The 15,424-nt window shown below is 63.7% G+C and carries 13 protein-coding genes and 1 tRNA gene; 7 read left to right on the top strand and 7 right to left on the bottom strand.

Translation table 11 applies throughout. The annotated features are described in order from the left end of the window. Position 1 precedes the first annotated feature (1 nt). The 5 genes from GE253_RS16435 to GE253_RS16415 all read left to right on the top strand — a co-directional run bounded on the left by GE253_RS16435 (position 2) and on the right by GE253_RS16415 (position 5,642). The gene (locus GE253_RS16435; protein WP_211101495.1) at positions 2-1,792 is read left to right on the top strand and encodes an ABC transporter ATP-binding protein/permease; all 1,791 of its coding nucleotides are present in this window, start codon (positions 2-4) and stop codon (positions 1,790-1,792) included. Further along, on the top strand, positions 1,789-3,141 hold the full coding sequence (locus tag GE253_RS16430; protein ID WP_153205244.1) for a metallopeptidase TldD-related protein: 1,353 nt from the start codon (positions 1,789-1,791) through the stop codon (positions 3,139-3,141). The genes GE253_RS16435 and GE253_RS16430 overlap by 4 nt, the downstream gene beginning before the upstream one ends. Then, positions 3,138-4,604: a metalloprotease TldD gene (gene tldD / locus GE253_RS16425; protein WP_247878700.1), complete on the top strand. Its 1,467-nt coding sequence runs from the start codon at positions 3,138-3,140 to the stop codon at positions 4,602-4,604. The genes GE253_RS16430 and tldD overlap by 4 nt, the downstream gene beginning before the upstream one ends. A gap of 82 nt (positions 4,605-4,686) precedes the next feature. Then, the gene (locus tag GE253_RS25875; protein WP_173012681.1) at positions 4,687-5,028 is read left to right on the top strand and encodes a thioredoxin family protein; all 342 of its coding nucleotides are present in this window, start codon (positions 4,687-4,689) and stop codon (positions 5,026-5,028) included. Beyond that, a complete protein-coding gene (locus GE253_RS16415) occupies positions 5,025-5,642 on the top strand; it encodes a hypothetical protein (protein WP_153205242.1) in 618 nt (205 codons plus the stop codon). Before GE253_RS25875 ends, GE253_RS16415 begins: the two co-directional genes overlap by 4 nt. A gap of 27 nt (positions 5,643-5,669) precedes the next feature. On the opposite strand, the gene GE253_RS16410 is transcribed toward GE253_RS16415, so the two are convergent. Both GE253_RS16410 and GE253_RS16405 read right to left on the bottom strand, forming a co-directional pair. Beyond that, positions 5,670-6,314 (bottom strand): GNAT family N-acetyltransferase, encoded by a 645-nt coding sequence (locus GE253_RS16410; protein ID WP_153205241.1) that lies wholly within the window; start codon positions 6,312-6,314, stop codon positions 5,670-5,672. A gap of 60 nt (positions 6,315-6,374) precedes the next feature. Continuing rightward, the gene (locus GE253_RS16405) at positions 6,375-8,711 is read right to left on the bottom strand and encodes an Orn/Lys/Arg decarboxylase N-terminal domain-containing protein (RefSeq protein WP_153205240.1); all 2,337 of its coding nucleotides are present in this window, start codon (positions 8,709-8,711) and stop codon (positions 6,375-6,377) included. Between the two features lie 280 nt (positions 8,712-8,991). Between GE253_RS16405 and ubiM the strand changes: the two genes are divergently transcribed. Beyond that, positions 8,992-10,182, top strand: a complete 1,191-nt coding sequence (ubiM, locus tag GE253_RS16400) for a 5-demethoxyubiquinol-8 5-hydroxylase UbiM (protein WP_153205239.1) — start codon at positions 8,992-8,994, stop codon at positions 10,180-10,182. 38 nt (positions 10,183-10,220) lie between these two features. Here ubiM and GE253_RS16395 read toward each other — a convergent pair whose 3' ends face one another. The 5 genes from GE253_RS16395 to rplU all read right to left on the bottom strand — a co-directional run bounded on the left by GE253_RS16395 (position 10,221) and on the right by rplU (position 14,393). After that, entirely contained in the window at positions 10,221-10,715 is a 495-nt protein-coding gene (locus tag GE253_RS16395; protein WP_153205238.1) for a hypothetical protein, read from the bottom strand. 10 nt (positions 10,716-10,725) lie between these two features. Next, the gene (locus tag GE253_RS16390; protein ID WP_211101494.1) at positions 10,726-12,381 is read right to left on the bottom strand and encodes a M28 family metallopeptidase; all 1,656 of its coding nucleotides are present in this window, start codon (positions 12,379-12,381) and stop codon (positions 10,726-10,728) included. Positions 12,382-12,532: 151 nt separating this feature from the next. Then, the gene (obgE, locus tag GE253_RS16385; protein ID WP_153205236.1) at positions 12,533-13,588 is read right to left on the bottom strand and encodes a GTPase ObgE; all 1,056 of its coding nucleotides are present in this window, start codon (positions 13,586-13,588) and stop codon (positions 12,533-12,535) included. A gap of 168 nt (positions 13,589-13,756) precedes the next feature. Beyond that, entirely contained in the window at positions 13,757-14,044 is a 288-nt protein-coding gene (gene rpmA / locus GE253_RS16380) for a 50S ribosomal protein L27 (RefSeq protein ID WP_089290616.1), read from the bottom strand. A 37-nt stretch (positions 14,045-14,081) separates the two neighbouring features. Then, positions 14,082-14,393, bottom strand: a complete 312-nt coding sequence (gene rplU, locus GE253_RS16375) for a 50S ribosomal protein L21 (RefSeq protein WP_153205235.1) — start codon at positions 14,391-14,393, stop codon at positions 14,082-14,084. A 391-nt stretch (positions 14,394-14,784) separates the two neighbouring features. Between rplU and GE253_RS16370 the strand changes: the two genes are divergently transcribed. Further along, a tRNA-Ser gene (locus tag GE253_RS16370) sits at positions 14,785-14,874 on the top strand. The last annotated feature ends 550 nt before the right edge of the window (positions 14,875-15,424 follow it).

Here is a 15,424-nt window from a genome sequence, read left to right as displayed (position 1 = left end):
CGTGCACCCTCAACCAACGCAGACAGGGGAGGTCCGTCGAGAGACGGGCCTCGCCCCCCCGCCGCCGGCCGGGGAACGCTGGCGCCATGCATTCGGCCTGTTCAAAGCCTATTGGACCTCCAAAGACTGGAAATTCGCCTGGGCGAACCTGATACTCCAGATCGGTTTCCAGTTTGGCACTGCCTATATCTTCCTGGCCGGCAACCGGTGGCAACGGGATTTCTTCGACAGCGTGGAACAGCGCGACGTGGAGAAATTCGGCATTCTGCTGTTCGTCTTCCTGGGCATCATGCTGATGCAGGTTGGTGCCATCCTGGCCAATGGTCTGCTGGACAAGCTGTTGACCATCCGCTGGCGCAGCTTCATCACGGAGCAGTATATCGACCGCTGGATGGCGCATAACCGGTTCGCGGAAATTGAACGGTTGCGGCTGATCGACAATCCCGATCAGCGTATTGCGGTGGATGTGGAATCCGTCACCAATGCCAGCTTGGGCATGTTGTCCTTGATGCTGAGCTTCATCGGCACGACGGTTACCGCCATCACCTTTGCCATGGTGCTGCTGGAAACGGCCGAGCCGATCCGCATCGATCTGCTGGGTATGGCCATCCATATTCCCGGCAGCACCGTCTGGTACGCCTGCATTTACGCCCTGGCCGGCAGCTTCCTGATCGTCAAGGTCGGGCAGCCCTATATCCAGGCGACCATGCGCCAGCAGCACCGGGAAGCCGATTTCCGCGCCAACCTGATCCATGTCCGCCGCAACGCGCCACAGATCGGTCTGGCCGGTGCGGTGGGGCTGGAACGCCAGGCCCTGAAGGATTCCTTTGCCGAGATTCGGCGCAACTATCGCTCCATCATCATCACCACCCTGGGGCTGAGTGCCACGCAGAGCGTTTACGAACGGATCGGCACCATCCTGCCTCTGTTCCTGATGGTGCCGTCTTATTTCGCCGGGGCGATCAGCTTTGGTCAGGTGATGGGCGGGCGGGATGCGTTCAGCCAGCTGGTCAACCAACTCTCCTATTTCGTCCAGGCCTATCCCGGTATCGGGCAGCAGCTGGCCTGCCTGAACCGTCTGAAGGGGCTGGACGACGCCATCGATTATGAACGGCCGCGCGGCATCAGCATCGGGGCCGGCGCGCTGGCACCCGGTCAGGTGGTTGCCACCCATGATCTGGCCCTGTTCCTGCCCCATGGTGCGCCTTTGCTGCATGTCGGCGATTGGCAGGTCGGGGTGGGCGAACGTTGGGCCGTCTGCGGCCCGTCGGGGGCCGGCAAATCCACCCTGCTGCGGGCCATTGCCGGCCTGTGGCCGGATGGCAAGGGTGCCGTCACCATGGCGCCGGATACGGTCGCCATGTTCGTGCCACAGCGTCTGTACCTGCCGCTGGGCACGCTGAAGGCGGCCCTCTGCTTCCCCGACCTGCCGGAAACCCATACCGATGCCGAGATCATCCAGTTGCTGGAGCGGGTGCGGCTGGGCAATCTGGCGGAAAGACTGCATGTGACAAGCTTCCTGCAGGAAGAATTGTCGCCCGGTGAACAACAGCGTATCGCGCTGGCCCGCATCCTGCTGCACCGCCCGTCGGTGCTGGTGCTGGATGAGGCGACCAGCGCCCTGGATCCGGACAATGCCCGGCATTTCTATGAATGCCTGCGCAGCGACCTGCCCCATTCCACCCTGATCAGCATCGTTCACGATGAACGGTTGCTGGCCCATCACGATCGCTGCCTGACCATCGCCGATGGTGTGGCAACGGCCGCCGCTTTGCCGGGAAACAACGCATGATCAATCTGCGACTGAACGAGGAACGATTGCGGGCGCTGGCGTCGCTGGCGGTCGATCAGGCGCTGGCCCTGGGCGATGTGGCGGTCAGCGCCACCGCCAGGATCGGCGGCGGGATGCGCTTCACCGTGGCTCAGGGAACCGCAGACAAGGCCCTGCGCGACCTGACACAGTCCGTGGTGGTGACGGTCTATCAGCAGGGCCGCATGGGGACCGCCAGCACCTCCTCCCTGGAAGAGACGGCGATCCGGCGGGCGGCGGCTGAGGCGGTGGCCACATCCGGGCGTGTCGCCGTCGATCCCGATGCCGGCCTGGCCGATCCGGCGACGTTGGCCCATGATACGCCTTTGCCGGAACTGGCCTCCCCCTCGGGCCTGTCGGTGGCGGAATTGTCGGCGCTGGCCTTTGAGATGGATGCGGCGGCATGTGGTTGCGCCATCCTGCCCGGTATCGCCACGCGGGTGGCCGAAGCGGGCGTGGCATCCAGCGATGGACGTGTGGCCCTGGCCACCTCGGCCGGCTTCTGCCGCTCCTTCAGCTTCTCCAACCATGGGCTGTGGGCCATGGTGAAGGCGGAGAAGGATGGCCAGTCTGCCATTGATGTCGCCCAATCCACGGAACGGCGCTTCCAGTCGCTGGATAGTGTGGAGATGGTGGCCCAAAAGGCGGTGGAACGCGCCGTGGCGCAATTGGGGGCCCGTAGCTTGGCCACGCAGCGCGCCTCCATCCTGTTTGATGCGCGCATTGCGTCTGCCCTGCTGGGCGATGTGGTGGGGGCGCTGGGCGGGGTGGCGCAGTTCCGTCGTACCAGCCTGTTCCAGGATTCCCTGGGAACACAGATTGCGCCGGACCATATTGATCTGCTGGAAGATCCGTTCCTGCCCTTCGGGCTGGCCAGCGGCGCCTATGACCGCGAAGGGGTGGCGGGGCAGCAGCGGGCCGTGATCGAAGCCGGCGTGGTGCGGGGCTATTTCCTGGACAGCCGGGCGGCGCGTCGGCTTTCCATGCGCTCCACCGGTAATGCGGATGGGCCGTGGAACCTGCGCTTCATCAGCCGCGCGCCGGCTGGGGATCGTGCCGCGCTCTGCGCCCGCATGGGCCGGGGCCTGCTGGTCACGCAGTTCAATGGCGGTGCCACCGATCCGGTGACCGGCAACTGGACCCGTGCTGCCGGCGGCTTCTGGGTGGAAGACGGGGTGCCGACCTTCCCGGTCTCCGGTATCACGGTCGGCGGCAATCTGCGCGACATGATCGGCGGCATCGTCACCATCGGCAGCGATCTTTATCGCCAGGGTGCGTTCCAGACCGGTTCCATCCTGATCCATGATCTGCAAATCGGAGGGGCGCCATGACCGCCATGGACACGCCGGCCCAGGGGCACAGCCTGCAATGCGCCGAGCAGCGGCTGTTGGCGCCCCATGATATCGACCTGACGGATATTGCCCGCACGTTGGGTGCGCTGCAGGGGCCGGGCATTGATCTGGCCGATCTGTTCCTGGAATCCGTCCATTCCCGTACCTGGCGGATGGAAGATGGCAAGGTTGCCGCCGGCTCGTTCCGCATCGACCAGGGCGTGGGCGCGCGGGCGGCCAGCGGGGCCGACGTCGCCTTTGCCCATTCGGCCGATATGCATCCAGGCGCGCTGGCCGATCTGGCCACCACGGTCAGCGGCCTGCGCCGCAGCAGTTGCGGCAGCAGCATCGTGCCGCTGACCACCACGCCGCCGCACCATACCGTCTATCCGCCCGACTATGTGGTCAAAGAAGGTGATGCGGCAGACTGGATCTCCCTGCTGGACCGGGTTGATCAGGTGGGGCGCGGGGCCGACCCGCGCGTCATCCGCGTGGATGCCTTTATCCGGGCGACCGATCAGGTGATCCTGGTTGCCGACATTGCCGGCCGGCTGGCGGCCGATGTGCGCCCGACCGTGCAGATGATGGTGGAGGTGGTGGCGCTGGCCAATGGACGCCGTGCACGCGGCAGTGCCGGCATGGGCGGCCGTCACGCGCTGGCAGACCTGACGCCGGCACGGGTGGATGAGACGGTGCGCAAGGCGGTGCAGATGGCGCTGACCAATCTGGAGGCGCGGCCGGCCCCCGCCGGGGTGATGCCGGTGGTGTTGGCGCCGGGCTATGCCGGCGTGCTGTTCCATGAAGCGGTCGGCCACGGGCTGGAAGGCGATCATCACCGCAAGCGCCTGTCGGTCTTTGACGGGCGCATGGGGGAACGGATCGCCGCCCCCGGTGTGACCGTCATCGATGATGGCAGCCTTCCCGGCAAGCTCGGCTCCCTGGGTATCGATGATGAGGGGGTGCCCGGCGAACGCACATTGCTGATCGAAGATGGTATTCTGACCGGCCTGATGCAGGACCGGCTGAATGCCGGGCTGATGAATGACAAGCCCACCGGCAATGGCCGCCGGCAATCCTATGCCCATCTGCCGATGCCGCGCATGACCAACACTTTCCTGGCGGCCGGCCAGCATGACCCGGCGGAAATCCTCGCCTCCGTGCGCAATGGCATCTATGCTCCCGGCTTCGGCGGCGGGCAGGTTGATATTGTCAGCGGACGGTTCAATTTCTCCACCACCGAGGCCTGGCTGATCGAGGATGGCAAGCTGACCGCCCCACTGGAAGGGGCCACCCTGATCGGCGTCGGGCATGAGGCGCTGAAACAGATTTCCATGATCGGCAACGATCTGGCGCTGGATAATGGCATCGCGCTTTGCGGCAAGCAGGGGCAATCCGTGGATGTCGGCGTTGGCCAGCCCACCATTCGCATCGACTCCATGCTGGTTGGCGGTCGGGGGGGCTGACCGCCTCCCCGCCTGTTACCCCATCAACGGCGCAAAAACGTCGCCGCAATCCATCACACAACACCGCCAAGAACGGACCGCCATGAGCACCATAAAGACCATCGGCGATGATGATTTCGCCGCACTCGAAGCCCAAACCGGTGACGCGCCGCTGTTGCTGATTTTCAGTGCCATCTGGTGCGGCCCCTGCAAGGCCATGGCGCCGACGCTGGAGGATATCGCCGATGTCTACACCCCCAGCGTCGCCTTTGCCCGCATCGATATCGAACAGGCCCCGGGTCTGGCGGAAAAGTTCGGTGTGCGCACCGTGCCCACGCTGGTGCTGCGCCGTGGCGGGCAGGACAAGCTGCGCCATGTTGGCGTGCTGACCCGCACCAAACTGGCCGCCATGATGGACGAAGCCTGCCAGGAGCCCCAGGCATGAGCGAACGGATCATTCACCCCGCCGTGTTGGCGCTGTCGACGGCGCTGCACTTTCCCCTGCCGGAACAGGGACCAGACCTGGATATCGGCTTTGCCCAGGCGCTGGCCGTCTGGATGCTGGAAAGCACGGCCCCCTGGCCGGATGCGGTCGCCCCGCTGATGGCGGAATTGCTGGCCCTGCATCGGCGCGACAGCCAAGGCGATGTTCCCACCCCGGCGGAATGGCAGCAGGCCCGGCAGCAGACCCAGCTGTTGCAGACCGCTGAAGATGACCTGCTGAAGGCGTTGATCCAGGTATCGGAAGCCGCCGCCTGGCCGATTTCTGCGGGAAAATCGGGCCTGACCGAACTGCACACTGCCGCCGCCATGGTCCAGGCCAGCCAGGCATCCCGCGCCACCGGCTGGACGCGGGAGGATAACAGACAGGCTTTTGCCTTGCTTAATCAGCTGGTCGTCGGCGAGGATGGCAAACAGCGCCCGCGGGATGAGATACCGGCCCTGTTCGCCAAGACCGCGCCGGACCTGGAACCCCGTTTCACCCGTCAGTTGAGGGCTTCAAACAATGCCTTCATCCAGTTTTCTCAGACCTTGAGGGACCGGTTGGCAGCCGGCTGATTTGGGGGGCACGGCCCCCCACACGCTTTATTTACCCACCGGTGCAACACCATCTTGCGGGGTGATGCCGCCCGCCTCTGTGGCCGGGGGTTTCACCTTGGTCTTTTTCGGCAAGGGCGGGGGCGGGGTGCTGCTGCCCTCGCCCAGCGGCCGGATCACCAGCACCGAATCCGTCCAGCGGCCGAATTTATAGCCGATGGCGGGCAGATAGCCGGCGCGGGCAAAGCCGAAGCTCTCATGCAGCCGCAGCGACCGTTCATTGGCGGCATCGATATAGCCGATCATCTGCCGGTATCCCGCCGCCGCGCAGGCATCAATCAGGAACTGCATCAGCCGCCGGCCGACGCCCGCCGACAGATGGTCGGGATGCACATAGATCGAATGTTTCACCGCATAGCGATAGGCCGGGCGCTTGCGGAACGGCACGGCATAGGCATAGCCGACCAGCACGCCATCCCGCTCGGCCGCCACATGGGGCAGCCGCTTGTTCAGCATGTTCTTGCGCCGCCGCTTGATATCATCCTCATCCAGCGGTTCCGGCTCGTAATCGCCGATGCCCCGGTGGATGTAATGGCTGTAGATGGCCAGCATCGCTTCCACATCCGCATCGGTGGAGGTGCGGACGATCAGGGCGGGGGCGGCTGCCGGATCGGGTATTGGCGTTTCATTCATGGATACGGATGGTCCTGATATCTTGGCGGCCCCAGGTCCATACCCTGGGGCCGCCCCCTGTTATTCACGCACGACGTAGGTATAGAAACGGATGCGGCCATCGGCATCCTGCTTGCGATAAACGCCCTGGATTTCATTGTCGAAGCCGGGGAACAGGTTGGCCCCCTTCTCGAACACCCGCATATAATCGATCATCGGCTTGGCTTGTTCCGTCAATCGCTCACCCGGCAGCACGGTGGCGATGCCGGGCGGATAGACCAGCATCAGCGTGGTGGCGATGCGGCCCATCACCTGATCCAGCGGCACGAAATCCACCTTGTTGCGCACCAGATGCTTGGCGGCGACATGCGGCAGCATGGCCATTTCCGGCAGATGTTCGGGGCGGAACTGCTGGCGCTGCAGGGCGCTGATATTATGCTCGCGGTAGAAGGCGTGGATGTCACGGCACAGGTCGCCCAGGCGCACACCATTATAGCGCGGCGCGCGGCGGCGGACGAAATCGGGCATGATCTCATCCAGCAGGGCATTATCATCATGCAGCCGCTTGAAGAAGATGAGCGCGCTCATCAGGCCGCCGGCCTTGCTGCTTTCCACGCCGGGGGTCAGCAGGAACAGCAGTGAATTCAGGTCGTTCTTTTCCGGCACGATCTGGTTTTCGCGCAAATATTCCGCCACCACGGGCGCGGGCACGCCCTGTTCCAGATAGGCCCCGGTGCGCCGGTCGAAACCGGGCGTCAGGATGGTCAGCTTGTTGGGGTCGGTCATGGCGTAATCCGGCCCCAGATGGCTGAACCCGTGCCAGCTCCGCCCCGGCTCCAGCATCCAGTGCGACGGGTCGCGCGCCAGATCGTCGGTCGGCACATCTTCCCAGCGCACATCGCGCCCCTCGAACCGGGTGAGATCGGGCACGAACGGGTCGAAGAACCATTGGCGGGCGGGATCGCTTTCCTTGTCCAGGAATTCCCGCGCGATGGCGCGCAGCTTCTTGCGGGTCTCGATCCCCAGGCGGATGGTGTCGTCCCACAAAACCTCCCCCGACTTGCCCTTCATCATCTGCGCGCCGACATCCAGCGAGGCGAAGATGGGATAGAAGGGGCTGGTGGAGGCGTGCTGCAGGAAGCTTTCATTGAAGCGGCGATGTTCGACGCGCCGTTCAATATCGCCGATATGCTTGTCCTTCACATGGATCTGGGAGGCCTGGCTGAAGCTGGCCAACTGCTTGTGGGTGGATTGGGTGGTGATGATGCCAGGGCTGTCGGGCCCCAGATTCTTCACGCCCATGCCATAGCGACCCTGGAACAGGGGATGGAACTTCATGAAGCCGGCCCAGGCCTCGTCAAACATGATGTAGTCACACAGCGGGCCCAGCTTCTGCACCAGCATATCGGCATTATTGATGGTGCCGTCATAGGAACATTGCTGGATCACCGCCACGCGGAAGGGGCGCGGCTTCTTCCAGGCGTCGGGATCCTTCACCCACGGGTTGGTGCGGATCTTCTCGCGGATTTTCTCTTCGTCCAGCGCCTCATAATCGATCGGGCCGATCAGGCCATGGGCGTTGCGGTCGGTTTCCAGGAAGATGGGCGTGCCCTGGCCCAGCAGCAGGGCGCCATGATGGGCGGCCTTGTGGTTATTGCGGTCGAACAGGACCAGATCGTCCTCCGCCACCAGCGCGCCCAGCACCACCTTGTTGGACGCCGAGGTGCCGTTCAGCACGAAATAGGTGCGCTCCGCCCCGAAAATCTTGGCGGCTTCCTTCTGGGCGCGCAGGGCCGGCCCTTCATGCACCAGCAGATCGCCCAGATCGACGACGGAATTATCCAGATCGTCGCGGAAGATCGCCTCGCCCAGATGTTCCACGAAGATGCGGCCGATGGGGCTGCGGCTATAGAAGATGCCACCATTATGGCCCGGGCAGGTCCACATCTGGTTGCCTTCTTCGGCATAATCCACCAGCGCGCCGAAAAACGGGGTCTTCAGGGTTTCGGCATATTGGCGCAGGCGGCTGATCAGGTTCTTGGCGATGAATTGCGGCGTCTCCTCGGCCAGGAAGACATAGCCGTCAATCTCCCGCATCACCTCCACCGGGATATCTTCCAGCCGCTTGCGCCGCACCAGCAGCACGATGGGCATTTCCAGCCCGCGCGACCGAACCAGGGAGATCAGGGCAGCGGCCTTGCCTTCCGACCAGCGCTTGCCCCAGTCCAGCACCATGCAGCCGATGGCGGCATCGGTGCGGATGGCCAGCTCGGCATCCTCAATGCGGCGTGCCTTGGTGACCTCAAAGCCCAGCCGCTCCACCTCGCTGATAATGTCGTGCAGCCGTGTGCCTTCCAGCTCATCGGCCTCAAAGGCGGGGGCACAGACCAGGAAATTGAAGCGGCGGAAGAAATCCATCTGGGAAGCTCCGTGGGACTGACGCTTGAGAAAACGGCGCGGCGGAGGAGGGGAACATGTCGCGGCGGTGATCGCAAAAGAAGTTTCAAAGAAACTTCATGATCCAGCCGGCGCACCGGGAACGCTGGGGCAGAGGACTGACGGAATGGGCGGAAAAGTTCAATGGCTGAAACCGTTTCCCGCTGCATCAAAAGGTGACTGTGACGCAGTTACCCGCCTCCCGCCGCACGCTACAAGATTTTCAGGAATGATCGATCGGCGCCGGGACAGGAGAGCGAACATGCGTGACAAGGCCAGCACCCATCACGATGTCATCATCATCGGGGGCGGCCCGGCGGGGCTGGCCTTTGCCCGCTCGCTGGCCGGCTGCGGCCTGGATATCGTCATCATTGAACGCCAGCCGCTGGAAGCCCTGGCCGATCCGGCCTTTGACGGGCGGGAAATCGCCCTGACCCACCGGTCCGCCGGTATCATGGCGGCGCTGGGCGCCTGGGACCGCATTGATCCGGCGGAAATTGCCCCGCTGCGCAAGGCGGTGGTGCTGAATGGCGGCTCCCCCTTCGCGCTCAGCTTTGGCGGGGAAGGGGAGGGGCAGGACAGGCTGGGCCATCTGGTGCCCAACCATTTGATCCGCCGCAGCCTGTTCCACAGCGTGGCAAGGCAGGAAGGGCTGAGCCTGATCACCGGTCAGGCGGTGACGGAGGTGCGGGCCGACCGTGACCAGGGGCTGGTGCGGCTGGCCGATGGGCGCTGTCTGACCGGGCGGCTGCTGGTCGGGGCCGATTCGCGCTTCTCCGACGTGCGCGGGCGGCTGGGCATCGGGGCGGAGATCAACCGGCCGGGCCGGTCGATGATGGTCTGCCGGGTGGAACATGAGGGCGACCATGGCGGGGTCGCCACCGAATGGTTTGAACATGGGCACACCATGGCCATGCTGCCGCTGAACGGCCGGCTGTCATCGGCCGTGCTGACCCTGCCGACGGCGGCGATGGATCAATTGATGCGGCTGTCGCCGGCAGCGCTGGGCCAGGATCTGACCCAGCGTTACCGGGAACGGCTGGGGGGGATGCGCCCGGTCAGCGCGCCTTATGTCTATCCGCTGGCCACCACCTATTCCCACAATTTCGTCGGCACCCGTGCGGCGCTGATCGGTGATGCGGCGGTGGGGATGCATCCCGTCACCGCCCATGGTTTCAATTTCGGCTTGCAGGGGCAGGAAACGCTGGCGTGCCTGATCCGCGAGGCCGCGGAGAAGGGCCGCGATATCGCAGCATCGCTGCTGCTGCGACGGTATGAGATGCAGCACCGGCTGGCCACCCGGCCGCTTTACACTGCCACCAACCTGATTGTCGGGCTTTATACTGATGAAAGGCTGCCGCAACGGCTGGTGCGCCATGCCGCCCTGCGCGCCGCCGCCGGCCTGCCGCTGATCCGCCAGGGCGTCACCCGGCTGCTGATGCAGCACCGGTAAAAGAAAGCCCCCGGAAGCGGCACTTCCGGGGGCTTTGATCAGGCCAGCGCGATGACGCTGGCTGGGTCGCGGGCGGCTTGTTCCAGCACGAAATCCGCCAGGGTCTGGCACAGCGGATCATCATCGCCGGCCGCCCCGCTGCTGACCCCCAGACAGCCGAGATAAAGCGGCTGCGGATCGTTGGGGACCAGCAGGGCGCGGGAGCCCTTATAGGCACACAAGCCCGGCATCCCCGCCAGTTGCGGGTTGAAGCCCTGGCCCCAGATATCGGAGCCATAGCCGATCTGTACCGCCGTGCTGGCCTTGGCAAAGGCGGTGCGGTCGGCGGTCAGCACCGTGGCGGGATCGGCATAGGACAGCACCACCCGGCCCAGCGGGTTGATCAGGCAAAAGGCAAAGCGACCCAGCGCCTTTTCCGCCGCGAAGCTGAAAAAGCGCGGCAGGAAGGCGGGGTTGAAATCGGCCAGCGTCACCGGCACGCCGGGCGTATCCTTGGCCACACGCACCAGGGTCTGAAAGGGGGTGGGTGTCATCTCTCTCTCCTTACTGCTGTCGTTCCGCCGCGCTGGCATCGCGGATGGCGCGGAATTCGGCCTCCTGGCTCCAGTTCGGCCAGACGCGGCTGTCGGCGAGATTGCGCCCCACGGCATAGAGCAGGCCCAGATCCTGGCGGGTACCTTCCAGGTTCCAGTCCGGGGACCATTCATCGGATTGCTGGTGATATTTCGCCTTCACATAGGCATCGCCCCAGGCCTTGCCTGCTGCCTTGCCCCCATCGATCAGATCATCCCCGGCACCAAAGGAGAGGGCGGGCACGCCCTGTTTGGCGAAGGGGAAATGGTCGGAGCGGAAGAAGCCGCCGGCTTCCACCTTCGGGTCGGGCGTATAGGTGCGGTGGCGCTTGGCCCCTTCGGCGATCAGCAGATCCAGCAGGCCCAGCTTTGCCTGACCGGAGATGGTGAAATCCCGGGCTGGGCCGGGGCTGATCACCGAGTCCATGTTCAGCACGCCCACCGTGCGGGCCAGTGGCCAGACCGGGTTGGCGGCGTAATAGCTGGAACCCAACAGGCCCTTTTCCTCCGCCGTTACCGCCAGGAACAGCACGGAACGGGCCGGGGCCGGGGCCGCCTTATAGGCGCGGGCCAGTTCCAGCAGGGCGGCGATGCCGGATGCATTATCCACGGCCCCGTTGAAAATCCGGTCGCCCCTGGCATCGGGTGCGCCGACGCCCAGATGGTCCCAGTGGGCGGAATAGATCAGTGTTTCATCGGCATGGCTGGTGCCGGCGATCCGGCCCAGCACATTCTTGGAAATGATGGTTTCCGGCTTCACCTGATAGGCGGCATCCAGCGTGGCCTTCAGCGGTACGGGGTGAAAATCGGCGCTGCGGGCGGCCACACGCAGTTTTTCAAAATCCAGGCCCGAGGCCTTGAACAGCTCCACCGCCACGTCACGCTGAATCCAGCCTTCCAGCGGGCTGTGGGCACTGCGCGGCTTGTCGCGCACAATATCGAACATGGTGTTGGTGTTGGAACTGGCCACCGTGGCCCAGCCATAAGAGGCGGCATCGGTTTCATGCACGATCAGGGTGCCGATGGCCCCCTGGCGGGCCGCTTCCTCAAACTTATAGGTCCAGCGGCCGTAATAGGTCATGGCCTTGCCACCGAATCGACCTGCCGGCCCCTCGAAATCTGGGTCATTGACCAGCACGACCGTGATCTTGCCGCGCAGATCGACGCCCTTGAAATCATCCCAGTCGCGTTCCGGTGCCTTGACGCCGTAGCCGACAAAGACCAGCGGCACATCTTTCAGCGACACGGCCGTGTCACCGGTCAGCGCCGCGCGTATGGCGATCTCCTTGCCCTGGCTCAGGGCTTTCGCCTTGCCATTCAGCACCAGGCTCAGGCTGGGCGTGCCGGTAATGTCGGATTTCAGCAGCGGTACATCCTGGGTCCAACTGCGCACGCCGTTAGCCCCCTGCGGCCCGCCCGGTTCCAGCCCGGCTTCCTTCATGCGCTGGATCAGGAAATCGACGGTCTTCACCTCACCCGCCGATGCGGGCGCGCGGCCTTCAAAGGCATCGCTGGACAGGGTGCGGATATCGCCGCTGAACCGCTGCATATCGAATGTCGGCTCAGCGGCCTGTGCGGCAAAACCGGCGCAAAGGGCGACAGATGCCAGCAGGAAACGCTTTTTCATAGGCTGGAAACTCCATTTGGTCCCAACCCCTGATACCATACCAATCTGTGTTGATCGTGACCGATCAACACAGATTTTGCGTTCCCTCAGTCGCAGCCCCGCAAATATCCGGGGTCCAGGGGCCTCGCGGCCCCTGGGATTTGTTGCCTTTTTACTCTTCAATCGGCCGATAGCGGGCCTTATAGGCCGCATCGACCGCCGCTTCCTCATCCTGGGCGCGGCTTTCCTTGATATGATTCAGCAGGGTGTAAAGCACCTCCTGCACGCCCTGCCCGGCAGCGCCAGACATGACCAGCACCGGCTTTTTGGCCGAACGGCGCAGCTTGGTGCGCTTGAACTCGATCTCTTCTTCCGACAGTGCATCGACCTTGTTCAGCACCACCACCTCGTGCTTGTCGGCCAGCCCGCCGCCATACATGCGCAATTCGCGCCGAATGGTGCGATAGGCCAGCTGCACATCTTCCTGCGTGCCATCCACCAGATGCAGCAGCACGCGGGTGCGCTCCACATGGCCCAGGAAGCGGGTGCCCAGGCCGTGGCCTTCATGGGCACCTTCGATCAATCCGGGAATATCGGCGATGACGAATTCCTCATCACCGGCCTTCACTACGCCCAGGTTGGGCACCAGGGTGGTGAAAGGATAATCGGCGATCTTGGGCCGCGCGCGGGAGACGGCCGCCAGGAAGGTGCTTTTGCCGGCATTGGGCAGGCCCAGCAGCCCGGCATCGGCGATCAGCTTCAGCCGCAGCCAGACCCAGCGTTCCTCGCCCGGCCAGCCGGGGCCGAAATTGCGCGGGGCGCGGTTGGTGCTGGTCTTGAAATGTTCGTTGCCGAAGCCGCCATCGCCGCCTTTCAGCAGCACGATTCGCTGGCCCACCTCGGTCATGTCGGCGATGACGGTTTCCTGATCCTCGTCCAGCACCTGGGTGCCCACGGGCACGCGCAGCACCGCATCTTCCCCGCGCCCGCCAGAACGGGAGGAGCCCATGCCATGGCCGCCACGCTTGGCCTTAAAATGTTGCTGATAGCGGTAATCGATCAGGGTGTTCAGCCCATCCACCGCTTCAATCACCACATCGCCGCCCCTGCCGCCATTGCCGCCATCGGGGCCGCCATTGGGGATAAATTTTTCCCGCCGGAATGCCACCGCGCCGGGCCCGCCATCACCGCTTTTCAGGAAGATCTTGCACTGATCGAGGAACTTCATGACGACACCACGGGATGGAAAACGGCAGGAACAGGCCTTTGGCGCGGGACCGCTGCCTGAGGACGCTGGAAAGCATAATCACAAACAAAACAAATCGGGGGAACGGTTTCCCGCTCCCCCGACCGGACTCTTTTCTGGTGCTGCCGGCCGGGGCCGGCGGCGGACACCTTACTCGGCGGCGATCGCCGGGGCGTCTTCAACAACCAGCTCGTTGACCGCAACGAAGGTGCGACCCTTCAGGCCGGTCTTGAACTCGACATTGCCGTCGACCAGCGCGAACAGGGTGTGGTCCTTGCCGATGCCGACATTGGCGCCAGCATGGAACTTGGTGCCGCGCTGACGGACCAGGATGTTGCCGGCCAGCACCAGCTCGCCGCCGAAGCGCTTCACGCCCAGACGGCGGCCAGCGGTATCGCGACCATTGCGGGACGAACCGCCTGCCTTTTTATGTGCCATGGATATTACTCCTCAAACGATAGCTTCAAGAAGGCGCTCAGGCCTGGATACCGGTGATACGCAGCACCGTCACTTCCTGACGGTGACCGTTCTTACGGCGGTAGTTCTGGCGACGCTTCTTCTTGAAGATGATGATCTTGTCATTGCGGTCCTGGGCAACGACTTCGGCCGTCACAGCGGCACCGGCAACCAGCGGCGACCCGACAGTGGTGGTTCCCGTGTCGCTGACCAGCAACACTTCGTCCAGCTTCAGCGAGGCGCCAGCCTCGCCGGCCAGCTTTTCAACACGAATGACGTCGCCGGCCGCGACCTTGTACTGCTTACCGCCGGTGCGGATGACTGCGAACATTCTAACCACCACTTCTTCAAAGATCCGGGAAACCCCGCAATTGGGGCGGTCCCTTTCATTGTAGCCGCACAAAGGAAATCGGCGACCCGAAAGAGCCCCGTTCCAGAGGCGCGGGAATATACCCGCCATGACGGCCCTGTCAACCGGGAACCGACTCTCTGCCTAGGGTTTTGGCCCTTCATCCGGTGCAGGGGTGCCGCCGCAGGATCGCATGAAGCCATCGGCGCGATGGTAACGGCGCGTCATAGCCCATCCGGCCTGCAACCGATCGCGCTAAAGATATCATAAAAAGACCTGTTGCATCGCCCTCTGGCTTTGTGTAGGTTCCCCGCCACTTCGCAGCGACGGCCGGGATTGACCATCCCTGATATGGCCTCAGGCGGGGTTATGCGGAGAGGTGGCGGAGTGGTCGAACGCGTCGGTCTCGAAAACCGAAGTACCTGCAAGGGTACCGTGGGTTCGAATCCCACCCTCTCCGCCATTTATCTTAAAGATGACAGATGACCAGGCCGCTCGCGCGGCCTTTTTTATTTTTGGCTCAAAGGGGTTTAGCGCCTGCGGTTTTACCGTGGAGCAGCGGTCTCACTGCCCCGTGACCCGGATTCGGCGTCTCCGTCTCCAACCGACTTTACCGGTCCTGTTTCAGTACAGATTCGGAAATCTGAGCAAAAACCAATGCTTATGCATTGGTCTTCGTTTTGATTTTAACTGATTTGGCTTGGTGGCGGCAGTCATTCCAACCATCAGTAAATTATGTGCCCGCGGCGTGCCGGAGCTGTGTTCAGTGAAGACGTGCGAATATCGGCGAAGAAGCCCCTGCATCTTTCTAGAACGCAGCCGGTCTGTTAGGTTGGGCCTGCCCTAACCTTCGAAAGAGTTGTCCGCTACCCAGCGACGCAACTCGTCTTCGGATCGTTCCCCGGCGGCAACGGATATAATCATGTCGGCAGCTTCTCGCTCGCTGACATCCAGGTGCAGGCCGTTCATCAGCAACGTCATACCAAGCGCCGCGAAACCCGCCCGCTTGTTTC

The sequence above is a fragment of the Niveispirillum sp. SYP-B3756 genome (assembly GCF_009495745.1).
Lineage (GTDB): Bacteria > Pseudomonadota > Alphaproteobacteria > Azospirillales > Azospirillaceae > Niveispirillum.
The sequence above is the reverse complement of the archived record's forward strand: the minus strand, read 5'-3'. Positions and strand labels throughout refer to the sequence as shown.

What these genes read in the sequence shown, in the direction of transcription:
- rplU (WP_153205235.1), bottom strand. Translation starts at nt 14,393, where the DNA reads ATGTTCGCAGTCATCCGCACCGGCGGTAAGCAGTACAAGGTCGCGGCC.
- GE253_RS25875 (WP_173012681.1), top strand. Translation starts at nt 4,687, where the DNA reads ATGAGCACCATAAAGACCATCGGCGATGATGATTTCGCCGCACTCGAA.
- obgE (WP_153205236.1), bottom strand. Translation starts at nt 13,588, where the DNA reads ATGAAGTTCCTCGATCAGTGCAAGATCTTCCTGAAAAGCGGTGATGGC.
- GE253_RS16410 (WP_153205241.1), bottom strand. Translation starts at nt 6,314, where the DNA reads ATGAATGAAACGCCAATACCCGATCCGGCAGCCGCCCCCGCCCTGATC.
- GE253_RS16430 (WP_153205244.1), top strand. Translation starts at nt 1,789, where the DNA reads ATGATCAATCTGCGACTGAACGAGGAACGATTGCGGGCGCTGGCGTCG.
- GE253_RS16390 (WP_211101494.1), bottom strand. Translation starts at nt 12,381, where the DNA reads ATGAAAAAGCGTTTCCTGCTGGCATCTGTCGCCCTTTGCGCCGGTTTT.
- tldD (WP_247878700.1), top strand. Translation starts at nt 3,138, where the DNA reads ATGACCGCCATGGACACGCCGGCCCAGGGGCACAGCCTGCAATGCGCC.
- GE253_RS16415 (WP_153205242.1), top strand. Translation starts at nt 5,025, where the DNA reads ATGAGCGAACGGATCATTCACCCCGCCGTGTTGGCGCTGTCGACGGCG.
- GE253_RS16395 (WP_153205238.1), bottom strand. Translation starts at nt 10,715, where the DNA reads ATGACACCCACCCCCTTTCAGACCCTGGTGCGTGTGGCCAAGGATACG.
- rpmA (WP_089290616.1), bottom strand. Translation starts at nt 14,044, where the DNA reads ATGGCACATAAAAAGGCAGGCGGTTCGTCCCGCAATGGTCGCGATACC.
- ubiM (WP_153205239.1), top strand. Translation starts at nt 8,992, where the DNA reads ATGCGTGACAAGGCCAGCACCCATCACGATGTCATCATCATCGGGGGC.
- GE253_RS16405 (WP_153205240.1), bottom strand. Translation starts at nt 8,711, where the DNA reads ATGGATTTCTTCCGCCGCTTCAATTTCCTGGTCTGTGCCCCCGCCTTT.